This is a genomic window from Microbacterium sp. NPDC006705 (assembly GCF_044903545.1).
GTDB classification, from domain to species: Bacteria; Actinomycetota; Actinomycetes; order Actinomycetales; family Microbacteriaceae; genus Microbacterium; species Microbacterium plantarum.
The window spans coordinates 1,768,493-1,786,651 of the sequence record NZ_JBJDQQ010000001.1 but is presented as its reverse complement, the minus strand read 5'-3'; the positions used below and the strand labels follow the sequence as shown (position 1 = coordinate 1,786,651).

Sequence of the window (18,159 nt, the reverse complement as noted above, 5' to 3'; positions counted from 1 at the left end):
TCAGAACCGTTCGGGCCGCACGAGGGCGACGACGAGGTAGACGATGGCGGCGACGGCCAGCACCGCCGCGAGGAGCGAGAAGACCATCACAGCTTCTCGACCCCCCGGGCGATGAGGCCGGCGACGGCGAAGAGCGCGAGGATCGCGGCGAGATAGATGAGGTCGAGCACGAGATCCGATGCAACACCCCGTCGGATGCCGCGCCCGCTGTCCTCACGGAATCCATACGGCCCCGCGCCCGCTCCTCACGCCGCCCTCACGGTTCTGGTGCCGGCTCGGCGCCCGGTGGCGATACATCCGTCGGGCGGCCGGTGCTGCTGTCGCCTCCGACGTGCGCCCAGACGACACCAGCACCACCGGTCCTGCAGATGTATCGCCAGGCCGGGCCTCCCGGCCGGATCAGGGGCGGGGTCAGGGCGCGAGGGGCGAGGACTCGTCGTCGATGACCCCGATGCCGACGGCGTGGTGGCTCGGCTCCTCGTCCTTCTGCTCCGGAGCCTTGGGCTCTTCGCCCGGCTCCTTCGCGACGCTGGGCTCTTCGAGCTCCTCCGTCGAGGGGTTCTCGTCGGGGGCGTGCTGGGCACCCTCGTCGGCGTGCTCGGCCTCGTTGTCGTGGTGATCGGTCATGTCGTTCTCCCTTCCACTCCCAGCGTGCGCCGATCCGGCCGACCATGTCACCGGCTTGACGTAGCGACTCGTGTGGCCGAAGGGGCCGGGCCCGTACCGCGCGGGGCCCATCGGTAGGGTTCCCGCATGACGTCCCGGACGGGCACCCGCGCGCTGAAACTGTTGTTCGCCTTCGTGGCTGCGGTGCTGTGGGCTGGAGCCCTGCTGGCAGCGATGCCCCCCCGGCATCAATGACGGGCCGAGCGGCGCCTGCGCGCACGCTGCGGGCAACCGTCTCGTGTTCGACTCATCCGTGGTGCCCGAATCCGTCGCGGCCCAGGGCGCCTGGCAACTCTTTCCCCCGGCGTCGGATGCCGCTACACGGCCCCCACGGGAGAGTCGGTGTTCGTCGGGCCGAGTTTCGGGCCGTCGATCATCGCCCTCCATGCGCTCGCCGTGACCGTCATCCTGGCCGGTGTCGTCGTGAGACACAGCTGGCGCGAGCCGCGTCGCCACGACGACCTCCTGCGGGCGTAGGGTCGCGGGATGGACCCGGAAGCGCGACTGCACGAGCGTAAGCGTGAGCTCACCGTGCAGCTCGACCGGCTGGATGCCGACGACGACAGCCTTCGTCACGACCGCGCCGACGCCACCGCCGACGACGAGCACGACCCCGAGGGGTCGACGCTGTCGGGGGAGTGGCAGCGGGTTGAGGCTCTACGTCGAGCCGCGCGGGCAGAGCTCGCCGAGGTCGAGGCCTCCCTCGCCCGCGTCGCCGCAGGCACCTACGGTGTGTGCGCGAGCTGCGGCCGCGACATCCCGGTCGAGCGCCTCGATGTCCGCCCCCACGCGACGATGTGCGTCGCCTGCGCTTCGCGCTAGCCGCGCCCGTAGCTGTTCACGCCGCCCGCATCCGGCCGAACCTCGGAGAATCGCGCGAGATTCGGACGGATGTGGCATCCCGGTCCGAGTTTCGCGCCGATCTCCGAAATTCGTTCCGCCGCGGGTGTTGACACCCGCCACCCCGAGCCCTAACGTACAACCAAATGGTTGCACGAAACGATCCCCGGGCGAGTGAGCGGAGCGAGCTGAGCGATGACGACATCGACCGTCTCTTCCACGCGCTCGCTACGGCGACGCGTCGCGACATCCTCCGCCGCACGATCGAGCACGAGCAGTCGGTGTCGGCGCTCGCGGCCGACTACGACATGTCGTTCGCCGCGGTGCAGAAACACGTCGGCGTCCTCGAGACGGCCGGCCTCATCGTCAAGCGGGCGGAGGGGCGCGAGCGCCTCGTCCGCGCCGACCCCGCCATGATCGCCCGGGCGCGGGCCCTGCTCGCCCGCTACGAAGACCTCTGGCGCGCCCGCGTCGATCGCCTCGACGCCCTGCTCGCCGAGCCCGAAGACTGACCCCCGCAGACCCGCAGACCCGCAAGTCCGCACACCCACCCCACGCGCACCATCCGTTCGAAGGAGAATTCGATGCCCGTCACCGACATCACCACCGATGCCGAGAACCTCACGATGACGCTCGTGGCGGATGTCGCCGCGCCCGTCGACCGCCTCTGGCGCGCGTTCACGCAGCCCGCGCAGCTCGAGCGCTTCTGGGGCCCTCCCGGCTGGCCCGCGACCTTCACGCGGTTCGACTTCACCCCGGGCGGACGAGCGCAGTACGCCATGTCGAGCCCGCAGGGCGAGAAGTCGCGCGGAACCTGGGAGTTCATCGCGATCGACGAGGGCCGCAGCTTCGAGGTGCTCGACGCGTTCGCCGACGAGAACGGCGAGCCGATGGAGCAGTTCCCCGCGATGCGCATGCTGTTCTCGTTCGAGACGACCGAGACCGGCTCGCGCCTGACGAACGTCACCTACTTCACCTCGGCCGAGGGGCTCGAGCAGGTCATCGCGATGGGCGCCATCGAGGGCTCGCGCCTCGCGATGGGCCAGCTCGACGCGGTCGTGCAGGACCTCCGCGCCTACGCGCAGGGGCAGGGCACGCGCGTCGAACTGCTCGACGACACGCATGTGCGCATCACCCGGTTCATCGACGGTCCGCGTGAGCTCGTCTGGCGCGCGCACCATGAGACCGAGCTGCTGAAGAAGTGGATGCTGGGTCCGGACGGCTGGTCGATGACGGTCGCCGAGCCCGCCACCGAGGTGGGCGGGACGTTCCGGTACGCGTGGGAGCAGGAGGGCGCCCCCGAGACGGCGTTCGGGTTCGAGGGCGAGCTGCTGCAGCTCGACGCGCCGCGCCGCGAGGTCACGACCGAGCGGATGTCGGGAGTCGAGGGGCCCGGCACGGTCAACGACCTCCAGCTCTACGAAGAGGACGGCGCCACCCTGCTCACGCTCCTCATCGAGTATCCCGACAAGGAGACGCGCGACACGGTCCTCGCTACCGGCATGGCCGACGGCATGGAAGACTCCTACGCCCGCCTCGAGGCGGAGGTGCTGTCAAAATGATGGGGTGACGGAACCCGTGATCGCCCTCCAGAACCATCCCGGCGACGTGGAGTTCCCCGTCCGCCCTCGGCGGCGGTACACACGGATGCTGGACGCCCGGCGCAAGACCGACCCCAAGGCCATGCGCAAGCGGGCGCTCCCCGTGACGGCGATCGCGGTGCCGATCGGCATCCTGGGCTTCGTGCTGTCGTACGTGTGGGTGGGCAGCGAGGATTTCGGGAACAACCTGTTCGGTCTCTTCCTCGGGATGTGCGCGGGCCTGCTCGTCGCGTCGATCGTCCTCGCTGTGCGCGACGCCCGCGCTCCGCGCAACGCGCAGCGGCAGTACCTCGCGCTCGCGGCGCGGAGTCCGCTCACGCCGCGGCAGCAGCAGATCCTGGCGCTCGACGCCGCGAGCGACTTCGCGATGCGCGGGTGGAACTCCTCGCTCGCATTCACGCCGACGTTCGCCGAGCTGCCGCAGGACCTACGCGCCAAGCACCGTGACGGCGCCGACGGGTCACCCTGGTTCGCGATGCCGCTGCCGGGCATGCAGCAGCTCCGCGCTGCGCTCGACGAGCAGTTCAAGATCGTCTCGCGCTCCGACGCCGAGCTTCTCGTCGCGGACACGCTCGCCCGCGGCGTGCTCTCGACGCGGTTCGCCGAGGTCGCGCAGAGCGATGCGGCAGAGCACATGATGTCGCGCATCGCGGCCCTCACCGACCTGCCGGTCTTCGACATCCACGACCTCGCGCGTGGCGATGAGGAGCGTCCGCCCCGGCTGCTGCTGGCCGCCGACATCGAGCGCGCGATCGGCGGCGTCCGCTACGCCTACGTCGCGGGATACCTGACCGCCGACGAGGCGTGGGCGCTGCTCGAGCCGTTGGCGACGCGCGCGTTCGCCACGTACCAGGGTCGCGACGAGTACTGGCGCGAGGTCGTCATCGCGACGGCGTTCCGCACGGATTCGCTCGAGTCGGTGCAGCGCCAGCGCGAGACGCTCGCGGAACTGCAGCGATCGGACTGGCCCGCGGCATCCGTCGCCTGGCCCTCGGCCTGACCGGCGCTCGGCCCTCGGCCTGAACCGACCTCTGCGGCCGATCCGCGGTGAGCCGGGGCTCAGGCCCGGCCGAGGCCGTCTTCGAGGGCGACCCAGGCGAGCATCGCACACTTGACGCGCGCCGAGAACTTCGAGACGCCCGACAGCGCCGCGGCATCGCCGAACGTCTCCTCGTCCAGGGGGATGCTGCCGCGCGAGCGCAGCGCCTCGCGGAAGCGTTCGATGAGGGCGGCCGCGTCGGCCCGCGTCATCCCGTCGCCCTCGACCTCTTCCTCGACCAGCGAGGCGAGCATCGAGGCCGAGGCCTGCGAGATCGAGCAGCCCGTGCCCTCCCACGACACCCCGGTGATGCGGTCGCCGTCGACGGCGACGCGCAGCGTGATCTCGTCGCCGCAGACGGGGTTCTTCTGGTGCGAGTCGGCGTGCGCCGCATCGCCGACGTCGTGGAGGGGGTTGCCGACCGGGTGCTTCGAGTGGTCGAGGATGAGCTCCTGGTACAGGGAGTCGAGCCCGGTCATGCGTGCGCCCCTTCGGCCTGATCGCTGACGCCGAAGAAGCCGCGGATGCCGCGCACCGCGTCGAGGAACAGGTCGACGTCGTCCTCGGTGTTGTACAGCGCCGTCGAGGCGCGGACGGATGCCGTCATCCCGAACTGCCGGTGCAGCGGAGCGGCGCAGTGGTGCCCGACCCGCACCGCAATGCCTTGGGCATCGAGGAACTGGCCCGCGTCGTGCGCGTGCACGCCGGCGACGTCGAACGACCACAGGCCGACGCGCTCCGCGCCCGGGGCGTCGCCCAGCAGGCGGACGCCGGGGATCTCGCGGAGGCCCGCGCCCATGCGCTCGGCCAGGGCGACCTCGTGCGCGTGGATGTTCTCGGGTCCGACGTCCTGCAGGTAGCGCACGGCCGCGGCGAGACCGATCGCGGGTCCGACCGCCTGCGTTCCGGCCTCGAACTTCTGGGGAGCCGGCAAGTACTCGGCGTGGTCGAGCGTCACGGTGGTGATCATCGATCCGCCGGTGAGGAACGGCGGCAGCGCGTCGAGCACCTCGGCGCGGCCGTACAGTCCGCCGATCGCGTAGGGGCCGAGCATCTTGTGACCGCTGAAGACAGCGAGGTCGACGCCGAGCGCCGGCAGGTCGAGCGGCAGGTGCGGGGCCGACTGGCACGCGTCGAGCACGGTCGTAGCGCCGACCGCCTGCGCGAGGGCGACGATCTCGGCGACCGGGTTGACGATGCCGAGCACGTTCGAGACGTGGGTGAAGGCGACGATCCGGGTGCGTTCACCGATGATGGATGCCGCGGCATCCAGGTCGAGCGTGCCATCTGCCCGTGCGGGGATGTGGCGGAGCACTGCGCCGGTGCGGGCGGCGAGCTCCTGCCACGGGATGAGGTTGGCGTGGTGCTCGATCGCCGTCGTGACGATCTCATCGCCCGGGGTCAGCGCGTACGGTGCGGATGCGGGCGCGCCGCGGCCGAGCGTGGCGTTGCCGATCGCGTAGGCGACGAGGTTCAGGCCGGCTGTCGCGCCGCTCGTCCAGACGAGCTGCTCGGGCTGGGCGCCGACGAAACCGGCGACGGCGGCGCGGGCATCCTCGAAGAGATCGGTCGCCTCGGCCGCGAGGGTGTGGGCACCGCGGTGGACGGCGGAGTTGGCGTGCGTGAGAAAGTCGCGTTCGGCGTCGAGGACCGCCGTGGGCTTCTGGCTCGTCGCGGCGGAGTCGAGGTAGACCAGCCGGTGCCCGTTGACCTCTTCCGAGAGGATCGGGAAGTCGGCGCGCAACGACACCGCGTCGAGCGGGCTGACGCGCGGCGAAGCGGCGGGAACGGCGGGAGAGCTCACTCCTCTAGGCTACGCCCGCCCGCCGGCCCGGGCTCGGGTCGCTCGGGGCGGCGGCGCGTGCTCGGAGCGGTTCGGGGCCGCGGATCCGAGCTTCCGCCTCCGTCAGCCTGCCGTAACTCCTCAAACCCGTGCCATCGAGGGCCGGACCGGCCTGCTGGCGGCGGTGCTGCGCCCGCGCTTGAGGAGTTACTGCGCGCGTTCGCGCGAGACCGCCGCGCCGGGCTCAGCGCTCGTCGGGCGAATCGGTGTGCGCCACCAGGCCGTAGGTCGCGGAGGCCCGGCCGGCGCGGTCGTCGCCGGGCATCGGGCGCGAGCGTCGGCCGTAGACGATCTCGGACGAATCGAGCAGCCACGGCACGAGGGTGATCTGGACGCCGTGCACCATCATCAGCTGCTGAGCGATGCGGCGGGCGCGTCGGTTGTGCAGGAAGGTCTCCCACCAGTGTCCGACGATGTACTGCGGCAGGTACACCGTGACGACGGATGAGCCGTGCTTCTCGCGGTACTTGCGGATGAACGCCGCGAGGGGAGCCGCATATTGGCGGTAGGGCGACTCGATGATCACGAGCGGCACCGGCATCCGGTGCACCTCCCAGTCGGTCTGCACATCCTGCGCCGACTCCTTCGATACCGCCACGTGCACGGCGATGGTCTTGTCGTGCTTCGCCGAGAGGGCGTAGTCGACGGCCTTCGCGACGGGCTTCTGCAGGCGGTTCACGAGGACGAGGGCGACGTCGCCCGTCGAGCCGTAGTGCACGTCGTCATCCATCGCGATCTCGTGCTCGACGTCGCGGTAGTAGCGGCTCACCCCGACCATGAGGAACGCCAGGATCGGGATCGCGATGAACACGAGCCAGGCGCCGTGGGTGAACTTCGTCACGGTGACGATGACGAGCACCGCGACGGTGAAGGTCGCCCCGATCCCGTTGATGATCAGTCCGCGGCGGGCCTCCGCGCGGTCGGCGGCGGCGGTCGGATGCAGCAGCCGCAACTCACGCCGCCAGTGCTTGACCATCCCGACCTGACCGAGCGAGAACGACACGAACACGCCGATGATGTACAGCTGGATGAGGGTGGTCAGGTCGGCTTGGAACACGACGAGCACGAGGATCGCGGCGAGCCCGAGGATGATCATGCCGTTGGAGAAGACGAGCCGGTCACCGCGGGTGTTCAGCGACTTCGGCGCGTAGCCGTCGCGGGCGAGCACGGCGCCCAGCAGCGGGAACCCGTTGAACGCCGTGTTCGCGGCGAGCAGCAGCACGCAGGCGGTCGCGGCCTGGATGATGAAGAACGGGATCGACCCCATGCCGAACGTCGCGGCGGCGATCTGCGCCATGAGGCTCGGCTGCGGCTGGTTGACGCAGTCGAAGCCGACGAGGGCGCAGGGGTCCTCGGCGTAGTGGACGCCCGCGATGAGTCCGAGAGCCGTCAGGCCCGAGAACAGCAGGATGGCGATCGTGCCCATCATGACGAGGGTCTTCTGCGCGTTCGCGATCTTCGGGGCGCGGAAGGCCGGCACACCGTTCGAGACCGCCTCGACTCCGGTCAGGGCCGAGCAGCCGCTCGAGAACGCGCGCAGGATCAGCAGGATGAGCGCGACCTGGCTGAGGCTCTCGGCCTCCATCGCGAACTGCGCGCTCGAGGCGACGGGGGCGTCGCCGAGCAGCGTGCGGATGAGCCCGGTCGCCACCATGACGCCGACCGAGCCGATGAAGATGTAGGTCGGCACCGCGAATGCCGACGAGGCCTCGCGCACCCCGCGGAGGTTGACGATGATGATGAGGACGACGAACCCGACCGCCAGCTCGACCCGCCAGGGGGCGAGGCCGGGCAACGCCGAGATGATGTTGTCGACGCCGGATGCCACCGACACGGCCACCGTGAGGATGTAGTCGACGAGCAGCGCCGCGGCCACGACGACCCCGGCCTTCTCGCCCAGGTTGGTGCGCGCGACCTCGTAGTCGCCGCCGCCCGAGGGATAGGCCTTGATCAGCTGTCGGTAGCTCAGCACGACGACGATGAGCAGGGCCACCACCGCCAGCGCGACCCACGGGCTGAAGGCGAGCATCGCCGTGCCGCCGATCGCCAGGATCATCAGCAGTTCCTGCGGCGCGTACGCGACCGACGACAGGGCGTCGGAGGCGAAGATCGGCAGGGCCCGGCGCTTGGGGAGGAGCTGGTCGTCGAGCTTCTCGGAATCGAGCGGGTCGCCGATGAGGATGCGCTTCGCGATCGGCGTGGTTTCCTCGCCCGGTTCGCGACTGTCAGTGGTCACGGCGGGCGACATTACGCCTGGCGCGGCATCCTGCGCAATCTCGCCGCGCCGAGCGTCACCGGAGCGTTGTCGAACCGTGGTTTCTGCGTTCGGTTCAGAGCCCGCTGTAGGGGCGGTACAGGATGTCGGTGACGCCGAGGCCTTCGGTCGCGTCCGCGAAGACGCTGTACGACAGGTCTCGCACCGGACCGTCGGGAGAGAGGAAATCAGTTCGGTCGATGTCGAAGACAAAGCGCAGTTCGCCGTCGCCGGGCATCGCCCATTCGTCGTCGGGACCGTTCGAGCGCACCGCATCCGCGGCCGAGCCGATGGTGAGCGCGAATTCGGGTGTGATGGGCACTTCCTGCACCTCGTTCGCCCCGATGCTGACCCACGTCGGGATGCCGTACTCGTCCCGCGGCTTGTTGCCGTCGACGAAGATCATGTCGTACAGCGCGAAGCCGGCCCAGTCGTAGATCGTGTAGTCGGGGAAGTGGGTGCCGTCTCCGGTCTGGACGCCGAGCTCGGGCTCCGTTCCGAACGCCTCGGTCAGTGCGGCGACGGCCGGCCCGACCTCATCGCGCCAGCGGAACTCGAGCAGCGTCGATCCGTCATCGGCGACGATCGTGAAACCGGTCGCGGCCATGACCACCTCGGCTGCGACGGGTGCGGCATCCGCCGGTGTGGGTGTCGGCGTGGGCGTCGGGGTCGGCCCCGATGCCGCGCTGGTCTGAGTCGGGGCCGGGGACGACGGCGCAGCCGCGGGTGCGGCATCGCGCTGCGCGAGCAGGAACACGACCACCGCCGCCACGACCAGCAGCACCCCCGCCACGATCGAGAGCACGATGAGGGGCCGCCGCGGTGTCGCTGTGGTCATACCCGCCATCCTGGCAGGGGAGTCACCGCCGGCGGCATCCCGGCCCGGTACGGAGACCCTCTCAGCGGCCGGCGCGGAAGGTGTACGTGACGGTGACCTTGCTGCCCTCGACCGTGACAGCGGCACCGAAGCGGCGCTGACCGTCCTGGTAGAAGGTGTTGCGGTCCGAGCCGAACACGAACGACCCGCCCTGACCGGAGTCGGGACCGAGCGCGGCGACCTCGTCGGCCGACATGTCGAGCTCGATGCCGAAGTCGTCGGTCACCGGAACGTCGACGTCGGAGTCGTACGAGATGAAGGTCGGCGCGGGCACCTCGGCGCGCGGACGGTTGCCCTCGCTCAAGAAGACGTCGTAGAGCCGGAACCCCTCCCAGGCGTAGATCTTGTACGCGTAGTTCTCGGCGTCGCCGTTCTGGAAGTCCTCGGTCGGGGCCGCGCCGAAGAGCTCGGTGAGCGCCGCCACGGCCGGATCCGCGTCATCCGCCCACGCGTGGGTGAACGTCGTCGATCCGCCGGCGTCGGTGATGGTGAACCCGTCCGCGGTCACCGCGACGCCCGCAGTCGCCGCCGGGGCGCTCGGGCTCTCCGACGGCTGCGGGGTGCCGGACGGCTGCGGGACCGACTGCGTCGCCGGAGCCGTCGGCACCGGGTCGGCCGCAGGCTCCTGCCGCTGCGACTGCTGCGTCAGGTAGATCGCGAACACCACGATGACCGCGACCACGAGCAGGCCGGCGATGCTCGACAGGATGACGAGCAGGCGGCGGTCGCCGCCACCCCCGTCGTCGACGTGCTCGACCGGACGCGGCGCGAGGGGCTCGTCGGGCCAGCCGGCCATGACTGGCGGCATACCCGACGCCTTCTCGCGCTTGGGGCCGGGCTCACGTGACGCGCGGGGCTTCTTCTCGCGCGGCTCGCGCGGCTGACGCGGCTCCCGCGGCGCCTTCTCGCGCTTCGCGCGCTCGGGCTTGGCCGGCGGCTCGTAGGGCTCGAAATCGGCGAACGGGTCGTTGGGGTCGCTCATGCGAGGAACTCCTTGGCTGCCACGACGAGGTTCTCGACACCGCGCTCGATCGTCGGATGCATGACCGGCGCGAAGAACGGGGAGTGGTTGGTGGGGATGTCGCGCTCGACGGTGCCTGCTGCGACGGCATCCGCGAACTTCTGCGGGTCGACGCCGCCCCAGAACCAGAACACGAGGGGAACGCCGGCCTCGCGCGCGAACCACGAGACGTCCTCGCTGCCGGTGAACATGCCGGGGTCGACGACGCTGCCCTCGCCGAAGGCGCGCTCGAATGCGGCGGTCAGACGGGCCGTCGCGGTGTGGTCGTTGATCGTCGGGGGCAGGGTGTGGTCGACGGTGATCGCGGGCTCGGTCTCGGCACCGGATGCCGCCGCTTCGGCGCGCACGATGCGTTCCACCTTTGCCATGACGCGCTCGCGCGCGGCGTCGTCGGGGTAGCGCAGGCTGAGCTCGAGCTTCGCCTCGGCGGGGATGATGTTGTTCTTCAGGCCGGCGTGGATCGAGCCGACCGTCACGACGGCGACGTCGCGCGGGTCGACCTCGCGCGAGACGACCGTCTGCAGGCGCATGACCGTCGCCGCCGCCATCACGACGGGATCGATGGTGGAGTGCGGGCGCGAGCCGTGGCCGCCGCGACCGTGCAGCACGACGCTGAGGCCGTCGGATGCCGCCATCTGGGTGCCCGGCCGCACGCCGATCACGCCGGCGGGCAGGGGCGTGACGTGCTGGCCCAGCACGATGTCGGGCTTCGGGAAGCGGTCGAGCACGCCGTCGGCGATCATCGCCTGCGAGCCCGCGCCGTACTCCTCAGCGGGCTGGAAGACGGCGACCACGGTTCCCGACCACTCGTGCTGCGTGGCGATGAGCTGCTCGAGGGCTCCGAGAAGCGCGGTGACGTGCATGTCGTGGCCGCAGGCGTGCATGACGGGCACGTCGTTGCCCGCGGGGTCGACGCCGCGCGCCGTCGAGGCGTACTCGAGGCCGGTCTGCTCGGGTACCGGGAGGCCGTCCATGTCGGCGCGGAGCCACACGACGGGACCGTCTCCGTTGCGGATCGCGGTCACGACACCGGTGCGGCCGATGCCCTCCTGGTACTCGAGACCGAGCTCGCTGAGCCGAGCCGCGATGACGGCGGCCGTCCGCGTCTCCTGGAACGACAGTTCCGGGTGCCGGTGCAGGTCGGTGTAGAGGGCGTCGAGGTCCAAGGCCATGCTCCGAGCCTACGGGAGGGCGCCTGCGCGCTGCCCGGGGGTCGCTGCGTCGGTTTCAGGCCGGCGGGGCCGTGCTCGACCGCTCGACGAGCGCGAAGTCGAGGTCGGCCGGGGGTTCGGACGCCACCCCGCGAAGCGCCGCGATCATCGCCGAGGCCACGCGCTCGCCCTGTCGGCCCGGGAACTGGTCGACCGTCGTGAGGCCGAAGAACTCGCCGAGGTCGTGGCCGTCGACCCCGATGATCGACACGTCCTCCGGAACGCGCAGCCCGAGCTCGCGCGCCGCCAGCATCGCCCCGATCGCCATCTCGTCCGAGGCCGCGAAGATCGCGGTGGGGCGGGTCTCGGCGTCGCGGAGCAACCGCGTCGCGGCATCATGCCCGCCGGCCATCGTGAAGTCCGCCGCCGCGAAGCGATCTGTCTGCGGGGCGACGCCGGCCTCGGACAGGGCGGCCTCGAAGCCCCGGCGACGCTGTGTGGGGATGTGGAAGTCGCCCTCGAACTGCGGATGCAGGCCGATGTGGGCGATGTCGCGGTGCCCGAGGTCGAGCAGGTGCTCGGTCGCCGTCCGGGCCACCTCGATCTCGTCGACGGTGAGCGACCGCAGGCCCGCGAGCTGCCCGCCCATCGCGATGACCGGCAGGCCCAGGTCGCCGAGCTGCGCGATCTCGTCGCTTGCGAGTGCCATCGACACGACGATGACGCCGTCGACGCGCTGCCGTCGCAGCGAGGTCGCGAACACCCGGCGGCGTTCGTCGGCCTCGGCGGTGAGGGCGTACAGCGCGACGTCGTAGCCGTCGCGCTGCAGGGTCGCGGCGATGCCCGTGAGCACGCGCGAGAAGAACCAGCGGTCGAGGATCGGCACGAGTACGCCGATGTTGCGGGTGCGTCCGGACGCGAGGCTCGAGGCCGCCGACGAGACGACGTAGCCGAGATCGGATGCCGCCCGCAGCACGCGTTCGCGCGTCGTGGGCGACACCGGACCCCGGCCGCTCAGGGTGCGGGAGACGGTCGCCGTCGAGACCTCGGCGCGTCGCGCGACGTCGTCGATGCCGACCATCTCCCGCTCCTCTCGTCAACTCACGCGGATCCAGACCGCCGCGTCGACGGGCAGCTCGGCCACGTCACCGGCGCTCTCGGCGAGATCGGCGACGCTCGAGACCAGGATCTCACCGGCGGGCAGTGCGACCGCATCCGTGCCGGTGTTGGCGACGACGAGCACGTCGCCGTTGCGGAACGCCACGACGTCGTCACCCAGCTGCAGATCGACCCACTCGAGCGATCCGGCGCCGAGGTCGTGCCGGCGACGTGCGGCGAGCAGCTCGCGGTAGAGCGTCAGGGTCGAGGCGGGGTCGCCGTCCTGCACCGAACGCGCGAGGCCGTGCCACTCCTCGGGCTGCGGCAGCCACGAGGCCCCGGTCGGGCTGAACCCGTATCCGGGGGCGTCGGCCTCCCACGGGATCGGCACGCGGCATCCGTCGCGGCCGTAGCGCTCACCGTCGGTGCGGAACCAGGTCGGGTCCTGACGGGCGTCATCGGGCAGGTGCACGACCTCGGGCAGCCCGAGCTCCTCGCCCTGGTAGAGGTAGGCCGAGCCGGGCAGGGCGAGCATCAGGGTCGTCGCGGCGCGGGCGCGGGCCAGGCCCACGACGGCGTCCGGCTGACCGGGGGAGTCGGGGCCGAGACCGTGGCCCTGCGGGTTCTCCGCGGTCAGCGCCAGGCGTGAGGCGTGGCGGACGACGTCGTGGTTCGACAGCACCCAGGTCGCGGGCGCGCCGACCGCGGGGAAGGCGCGCAGCGACTCGGAGATCACCTCGGTGAGGTGGTCGGCGTCCCACTCGGTCTGCAGGTAGGGGAAGTTGAACGCCTGGTGCATCTCGTCCTGGCGCACCCACAGGGCGGTCTCGTCGACGGTGGGCAGCCACGCCTCGGCGCACAGGGCCCGGTCGCCCTCGTACTCGGCGAGGATGCGGTTCCAGCGGCGGTAGATGTCGTGCACGCCCTCCTGGCCCCAGTAGGGCACGTCGAGGCTGTCGCCGCCCATCGATCCAGCGTCCTCGGCCGGCACGAAGTCGGGCAGGCCGTCCGACTTGACCAGGCCGTGGGCGACGTCGACGCGGAATCCGTCGACGCCGCGGTCCAGCCAGAACCGCAGGATGCGCTCGAACTCGTCGCCCACCTCGGGGTTGGCCCAGTCGAAGTCGGGCTGCGTCGAGTCGAACAGGTGCAGGTACCACTGGCCCGGCGTGCCGTCGGGGTTCGTCGTGCGCGTCCAGGCGGGGCCGCCGAAGACCGACTCCCAATTGTTGGGCGCCTCGTCGCCGTTCTCGCCCTTGCCGTCGCGGAAGATGTAGCGCGCGCGCTCGGCGCTGCCCGGCTCCGCCGCGAGCGCTTCCTGGAACCAGGCGTGCTGATCGGACGAGTGGTTCGGGACGAGGTCGACGATGACCCGGATGCCGCGGGCGTGCGCCTCGTCGAGCATCGTGTCGAAGTCGGCGAGGGTGCCGAAGAGAGGGTCGACGTCGCAGTAGTCGGAGACGTCGTAGCCGGCATCCTTCTGCGGCGACCGGAAGAAGGGGCTCAGCCAGACGGCATCGACGCCGAGGTCGGCGAGGTCGCCCAGGCGCGAGGTGATGCCGGCGAGGTCGCCGATGCCGTCTCCCGAGGCGTCGGCGAACGAGCGGGGATAGATCTGATAGATGACGGCGGTGCGCCACCACTCGGCGCCGGGCCGGGAGATCCCGATCGGGGCGAGGGTGGATGCCGCCGTGTCCACGGAAGAGGAGGTCATGGCGCTCACTCTAGTGCAAGCGCTTGCAGTCGCGACCTCGCCGTCGGAGGAGCATCAAAACGGGCCTAGGGTGGTTCGGTGACTTCCGACCCCCTCGAGCACGCTGAGTCGCTCATCGCGCTCATCCCGGACTTCCCCGAACCGGGCATCCTCTTCCGCGACATCTCGCCGCTGCTCGCCGACGCGACCGCGCTGCGCACCGTCGTCGACGCGATCGTCGCGCCCTTCGCCCGTGAGTTCGACGTCGTCGCCGGCGTCGAGGCGCGCGGATTCCTCATCGCCGGCGCCGTCGCGGCGGCGAGCGGTGTCGGCATGGTGCCGATCCGCAAGGCGGGCAAGCTGCCGCGCCCGGCGGCATCCGTCTCGTACGACCTCGAGTACGGTCAGGCGACCATCGAGATGGCGGACGATCTGCCACGCGGTACGCGCGTGCTCCTCGTCGACGACGTGCTCGCGACCGGTGGCACGCTGCGCGCGGCCCAGCGCCTGCTCGAAGGCCTCGGGCACCGGACGGTCGGCACCGCCGTTCTCATGGAGCTCGTCGAGCTCGGCGGCCAGGACGTCTGCGGCCCGGTCCACACGATCTTCCGCGTCTGAACCGCCGGGCCCCATCAGGGCCCGGCGGCTCAGGGCTCGACGATGTTGAGCGGCTCCTCGCCGGCGGCGAGGCGCTCGATCTGCGTGCGGACGAGCTTCGCGATCCGCGGACGCATGGCGTCGGCCGCGCCGCCCACGTGCGGCACGACGAGCGCGCCCGGAGCACCCCAGAGCGGGTGGTCCTCGGGCAGCGGCTCGGGATCGACGACGTCGAGGGCGGCGCGCAGGCGCTCGGACTGCAGCTCGGACACGAGGGCGTCGGTGTCGAGCACCGTGCCGCGTCCGACGTTGACGACGAGCGCGCCGTCGGGCAGCAGCGCGAGCTCACGGGCGCCGATGAGGCCCTTCGTCGTCTCGCCACCGGGCAGCGTGATCATGAGGATGTCGGTGCGCGGCAGCAGCTCGTCGAGCTCGTCGATGCCGTGCACGTGGACGCCGTCCTCGTCCCGGGCTCGGGACGCGACCGGGACGATCGTCGTCTCGAACGGCAGCAACCGGGATGCCACGGCCTTGCCCACCCCGCCGTAGCCGAGGACGAGCACCGTGCGATCAGCGACGCTGCGGCTGAACTGCGGTGCCCAGCGCGCGGACTCCTGGTTGCGCACGTAGTCGGCGAGGTCGCGCTGCGCCGCGATCGCGAGGCCCACCGCGATCTCGGCGGTCGCCGTCTCGTGGACGCTCGACGCATTCGCCAGCTTCGTGCCCTCGGGAAGGTAACGCCCCATGCCCTCATAGCCGATCGACTGGCTCTGCAGCATCCCGACGCTGATGTTCTCGAGAGCCGAGAGGAGTCGCTTGCCCGACATGTACGGCGGAACGACCATGTCGAACGCGTCTCGGGGCGCGGGGGACCGCAGGTCCCATACCACGAGGTCGACCCCCTCGGGCACGGCGCCGATGTCGGCTGCCAGCTCGTCGGTGGGCACGCTGACGACGATGGGGCGGGGGGATTCGATCATGCCCCCACGCTACCGACCCGGTGCTCAGACGCGGGCGAGCACCGCCGCGACGGCCGACGTGAAGAACGTGAGCCCGTCGGTGCCCGAGCGCATCGCGTCGCTGGTGTTCGGGCCGAATCCGGGCTCGACGGCGTGCTCGGGGTGGGGCATGAGCCCGACTACGTTGCCGCGCTCATTCGTGAGACCGGCGATGTCGTCGAGCGAGCCGTTGGGGTTCACTCCGCGGTAGCGGAACGCCACGAGACCCTCGCCCTCGATCCGCTTCAGCGTCTCGGCCGAGCACGTGAAGCCACCGTCGGCGTTCTTCAGCGGGATGACGATCTCCTGGCCGTTCTCGAAGCCGCTCGTCCAGGCGGTGTCGGCGTTCTCGACGACGAGGCGCTGGTCGCGGCGGATGAACTGCTGGTGGGCGTTGCGGATCAGGCCGCCGGGCAGCAGATGCGCCTCGACGAGCATCTGGAAGCCGTTGCAGATGCCGAGGATCGGCATGCCCTTGTCTGCGGCATCCTTCACCTCGGCCATGATCGGCGCGAGCGCCGCGATCGCGCCGGCGCGGAGGTAGTCGCCGTAACTGAAGCCGCCGGGCAGCACGAGCGCGTCGACACCGTCGAGGTCGTGCGAGCCGTGCCACAGCGCGACGGGCTCGGCGCCCGCGAGACGGACGGCGCGCTGCGCATCGCGGTCGTCGAGCGAGCCCGGGAAGGTGATGACACCGATGCGCGCGGTCACTCCACGACCTCGATGTTCACGACGTCCTCGATGACCGAGTTCGAGAGGATCTCGTCGGCGATGCGGCGAGCGGTCTCGAGGGTCGCGTCGTCGGCGCGGTCGACGGTGAGCTCGAAGCGCTTGCCGATGCGGACGTCGGAGAAGCCGGCCACGCCGAGACGAGTGAGAGCTCCCGACACCGCCTTGCCCTGCGGATCCAGGAGCTCGGCCTTGGGCATGACGTCGACGACGATGGTGGGCATTGCTCGCTCCGGAGGTCGCGGGATGGGTGCGCGACCAGTCTACGGGTGGGAAGGCGCCGCTCGTCCGCCGCATCCGGCCGGTGTCGTGACCCGATCGTGACCATCCACTTCGGGAGCGCTCTCTTGAGTTCCTGGGAGCGCTCCCGTATGGTCATGGGCAATCGGTGAGAGCGCTCCCATAGTCGGGTGCGAACCGCCGCGCACCAGATACCGCAATCACGAAGGAGTGACACGTGAATTCACGCGCACTGCGGCGGATCGGCCTCGTGGCCGGCGTCGCAACCACCTCGGCCATCGTCCTCGCCGGATGCTCGGGCGGAGGTGACCAGGCCGCATCCGGGGGCGACTCCGACACCGTCACGCTCGCGACGTTCAACGACTTCGGTTACACCGACGAACTGCTCGCCGAGTTCACCGAGGAGACCGGCATCAAGGTCGTACACACCAAGGCGGCGACCTCGAACGACGCCCGCACCAACTTCTTCCAGAAGCTTGGCAAGACCGGCCTCGCCGACGTCGAAGGCGTCGAGGTCGACTGGTTCCCCGAGATGATGCAGTACTCCGACCTCGTCGCCCCGGTGCCGGACGAGCTCGCCGGCCGTTGGCTCGACTGGAAGGAGAAGGCGGCGACCGACGCCGCGGGCAACCTCGTCGCGTACGGCACCGACGTCGGACCGCAGGCGATCTGCTACCGCGCCGACCTGTTCGAGGCAGCCGGCCTGCCCACCGACCGCGAAGAGGTCGCCAAGCTCTTCCCGACATGGGACGCGTTCTTCCAGGTCGGCAGTGACTACGTCGCCAAGACGGGTGAGCCCTTCATCGACTCGGCGAACTCCGTTTTGCAGGGCGTCGTGAACCAGCTCGACGTCGCCTACGAGGAGCCGGACGGCACGGTCATCGCGACCGAGAACCCCGACATCCGCGCGGCCTACGACACCGTCGTCGACAAGGCGATCCCGATCGCCGCCTACCCGGGACAGTGGTCCGACGACTGGTACGCGGCCATGGCGAGTGGCAAGTTCGCCGCGATGCTGTGCCCGCCGTGGATGCACGGCATCATCGAGGGCGAAGCCCCCGACATCGCCGGATGGGACATCGCCAACGCCTTCCCCGAGGGCGGCGGCAACTGGGGCGGTTCGTACCTCGTCGTCCCCGCCAACGGCAAGAACGTGACCAACGCGCAGAAGCTCGCCGACTGGCTGACGTCTCCCGAGACGCAGATCAAGGCCTTCAACAACGCCGGTACGTTCCCGAGCCAGCCCGAGGCGCAGTCGAGCCCCGACCTGACCGGGTTCGTCAACGAGTACTTCAACGACGCTCCTTCGGGTCAGATCGGCATCGACCGCGCCAACGCGATCACCGTCACGACCTTCAAGGGCCCGAAGTACTTCCAGTTCCACGACGCCCTCGGAAACGCCATCACGCGCGTCTTCGACGGCATCGAGGACAAGGAGACCTCCTGGAAGACCTGGGTGACCGAGGTCGGAGCCTTCTGACCCACCCTGTCGGGGCGCATCGGATCATCGGT

General features: G+C 70.6%; 20 protein-coding genes. 7 read left to right on the top strand and 13 right to left on the bottom strand.

Annotation, left to right across the window (positions count from 1 at the left end; genetic code table 11):
- On the bottom strand, positions 1 to 87 hold the full coding sequence (gene kdpF, locus ACI2K6_RS08470) for a K(+)-transporting ATPase subunit F (RefSeq protein ID WP_064955215.1): 87 nt from the start codon (positions 85 to 87) through the stop codon (positions 1 to 3).
- Positions 88 to 411: 324 nt separating this feature from the next.
- Positions 412 to 627, bottom strand: a complete 216-nt coding sequence (locus ACI2K6_RS08465; RefSeq protein WP_023953215.1) for a hypothetical protein — start codon at positions 625 to 627, stop codon at positions 412 to 414.
- Positions 628 to 1,008: 381 nt separating this feature from the next.
- On the opposite strand from ACI2K6_RS08465, the gene ACI2K6_RS08460 reads away from it, so the two are divergent.
- From ACI2K6_RS08460 to ACI2K6_RS08440, 5 genes are all read left to right on the top strand, one after another.
- Positions 1,009 to 1,143, top strand: a complete 135-nt coding sequence (locus ACI2K6_RS08460) for a hypothetical protein (RefSeq protein ID WP_404568400.1) — start codon at positions 1,009 to 1,011, stop codon at positions 1,141 to 1,143.
- Between the two features lie 9 nt (positions 1,144 to 1,152).
- Positions 1,153 to 1,488 carry a TraR/DksA family transcriptional regulator gene (locus ACI2K6_RS08455; protein ID WP_404568399.1) on the top strand — a complete coding sequence of 112 codons (336 nt, stop codon included), beginning with the start codon at positions 1,153 to 1,155 and terminating at the stop codon, positions 1,486 to 1,488.
- Between the two features lie 164 nt (positions 1,489 to 1,652).
- A complete protein-coding gene (locus tag ACI2K6_RS08450) occupies positions 1,653 to 2,018 on the top strand; it encodes a helix-turn-helix transcriptional regulator (RefSeq protein ID WP_112615751.1) in 366 nt (121 codons plus the stop codon).
- Between the two features lie 72 nt (positions 2,019 to 2,090).
- Positions 2,091 to 3,068, top strand: a complete 978-nt coding sequence (locus ACI2K6_RS08445; protein WP_269266862.1) for an SRPBCC family protein — start codon at positions 2,091 to 2,093, stop codon at positions 3,066 to 3,068.
- Positions 3,069 to 3,072: 4 nt separating this feature from the next.
- On the top strand, positions 3,073 to 4,107 hold the full coding sequence (locus ACI2K6_RS08440; RefSeq protein WP_404568398.1) for a DUF1266 domain-containing protein: 1,035 nt from the start codon (positions 3,073 to 3,075) through the stop codon (positions 4,105 to 4,107).
- A 59-nt stretch (positions 4,108 to 4,166) separates the two neighbouring features.
- Here the strand turns inward: ACI2K6_RS08440 and sufU are convergent, their stop codons facing one another.
- The 8 genes from sufU to ACI2K6_RS08400 all read right to left on the bottom strand — a co-directional run bounded on the left by sufU (position 4,167) and on the right by ACI2K6_RS08400 (position 14,104).
- Complete coding sequence (sufU, locus tag ACI2K6_RS08435; RefSeq protein ID WP_282501822.1) at positions 4,167 to 4,625, bottom strand: Fe-S cluster assembly sulfur transfer protein SufU; 459 nt, start codon at positions 4,623 to 4,625, stop codon at positions 4,167 to 4,169.
- Positions 4,622 to 5,950 carry a SufS family cysteine desulfurase gene (locus tag ACI2K6_RS08430; protein ID WP_282501823.1) on the bottom strand — a complete coding sequence of 443 codons (1,329 nt, stop codon included), beginning with the start codon at positions 5,948 to 5,950 and terminating at the stop codon, positions 4,622 to 4,624. Before ACI2K6_RS08430 ends, sufU begins: the two co-directional genes overlap by 4 nt.
- A 223-nt stretch (positions 5,951 to 6,173) precedes the next feature.
- Positions 6,174 to 8,237 (bottom strand): APC family permease, encoded by a 2,064-nt coding sequence (locus ACI2K6_RS08425; protein WP_274178095.1) that lies wholly within the window; start codon positions 8,235 to 8,237, stop codon positions 6,174 to 6,176.
- Between the two features lie 82 nt (positions 8,238 to 8,319).
- A complete protein-coding gene (locus ACI2K6_RS08420; RefSeq protein ID WP_404568397.1) occupies positions 8,320 to 9,081 on the bottom strand; it encodes a hypothetical protein in 762 nt (253 codons plus the stop codon).
- Between the two features lie 61 nt (positions 9,082 to 9,142).
- Positions 9,143 to 10,102, bottom strand: coding sequence for a hypothetical protein (locus tag ACI2K6_RS08415; protein WP_274178097.1), 960 nt, complete (start codon positions 10,100 to 10,102; stop codon positions 9,143 to 9,145).
- The gene (locus ACI2K6_RS08410; protein WP_323987001.1) at positions 10,099 to 11,313 is read right to left on the bottom strand and encodes an amidohydrolase; all 1,215 of its coding nucleotides are present in this window, start codon (positions 11,311 to 11,313) and stop codon (positions 10,099 to 10,101) included. The genes ACI2K6_RS08415 and ACI2K6_RS08410 overlap by 4 nt, the downstream gene beginning before the upstream one ends.
- A gap of 55 nt (positions 11,314 to 11,368) precedes the next feature.
- Complete coding sequence (locus ACI2K6_RS08405; RefSeq protein WP_323987002.1) at positions 11,369 to 12,373, bottom strand: LacI family DNA-binding transcriptional regulator; 1,005 nt, start codon at positions 12,371 to 12,373, stop codon at positions 11,369 to 11,371.
- A gap of 15 nt (positions 12,374 to 12,388) precedes the next feature.
- Positions 12,389 to 14,104 (bottom strand): glycoside hydrolase family 13 protein, encoded by a 1,716-nt coding sequence (locus ACI2K6_RS08400; RefSeq protein WP_114588919.1) that lies wholly within the window; start codon positions 14,102 to 14,104, stop codon positions 12,389 to 12,391.
- Positions 14,105 to 14,182: 78 nt separating this feature from the next.
- Here ACI2K6_RS08400 and ACI2K6_RS08395 point away from each other — a divergent pair, with 78 nt between their 5' ends.
- Positions 14,183 to 14,701 carry an adenine phosphoribosyltransferase gene (locus tag ACI2K6_RS08395; protein ID WP_112615769.1) on the top strand — a complete coding sequence of 173 codons (519 nt, stop codon included), beginning with the start codon at positions 14,183 to 14,185 and terminating at the stop codon, positions 14,699 to 14,701.
- A 29-nt stretch (positions 14,702 to 14,730) separates the two neighbouring features.
- Here the strand turns inward: ACI2K6_RS08395 and ACI2K6_RS08390 are convergent, their stop codons facing one another.
- From ACI2K6_RS08390 to purS, 3 genes are read right to left on the bottom strand one after another with little or no spacing between them, the layout of a single operon-like run.
- Positions 14,731 to 15,660, bottom strand: coding sequence for a 2-hydroxyacid dehydrogenase (locus ACI2K6_RS08390; RefSeq protein ID WP_274178100.1), 930 nt, complete (start codon positions 15,658 to 15,660; stop codon positions 14,731 to 14,733).
- Positions 15,661 to 15,684: 24 nt separating this feature from the next.
- Positions 15,685 to 16,389, bottom strand: a complete 705-nt coding sequence (purQ, locus tag ACI2K6_RS08385; RefSeq protein WP_274178101.1) for a phosphoribosylformylglycinamidine synthase subunit PurQ — start codon at positions 16,387 to 16,389, stop codon at positions 15,685 to 15,687.
- The gene (purS, locus tag ACI2K6_RS08380; RefSeq protein ID WP_023953132.1) at positions 16,386 to 16,631 is read right to left on the bottom strand and encodes a phosphoribosylformylglycinamidine synthase subunit PurS; all 246 of its coding nucleotides are present in this window, start codon (positions 16,629 to 16,631) and stop codon (positions 16,386 to 16,388) included. The genes purQ and purS overlap by 4 nt, the downstream gene beginning before the upstream one ends.
- A gap of 233 nt (positions 16,632 to 16,864) precedes the next feature.
- Here purS and ACI2K6_RS08375 point away from each other — a divergent pair, with 233 nt between their 5' ends.
- Positions 16,865 to 18,127 (top strand): ABC transporter substrate-binding protein, encoded by a 1,263-nt coding sequence (locus tag ACI2K6_RS08375; RefSeq protein ID WP_282501830.1) that lies wholly within the window; start codon positions 16,865 to 16,867, stop codon positions 18,125 to 18,127.
- Positions 18,128 to 18,159 lie beyond the last annotated feature (32 nt).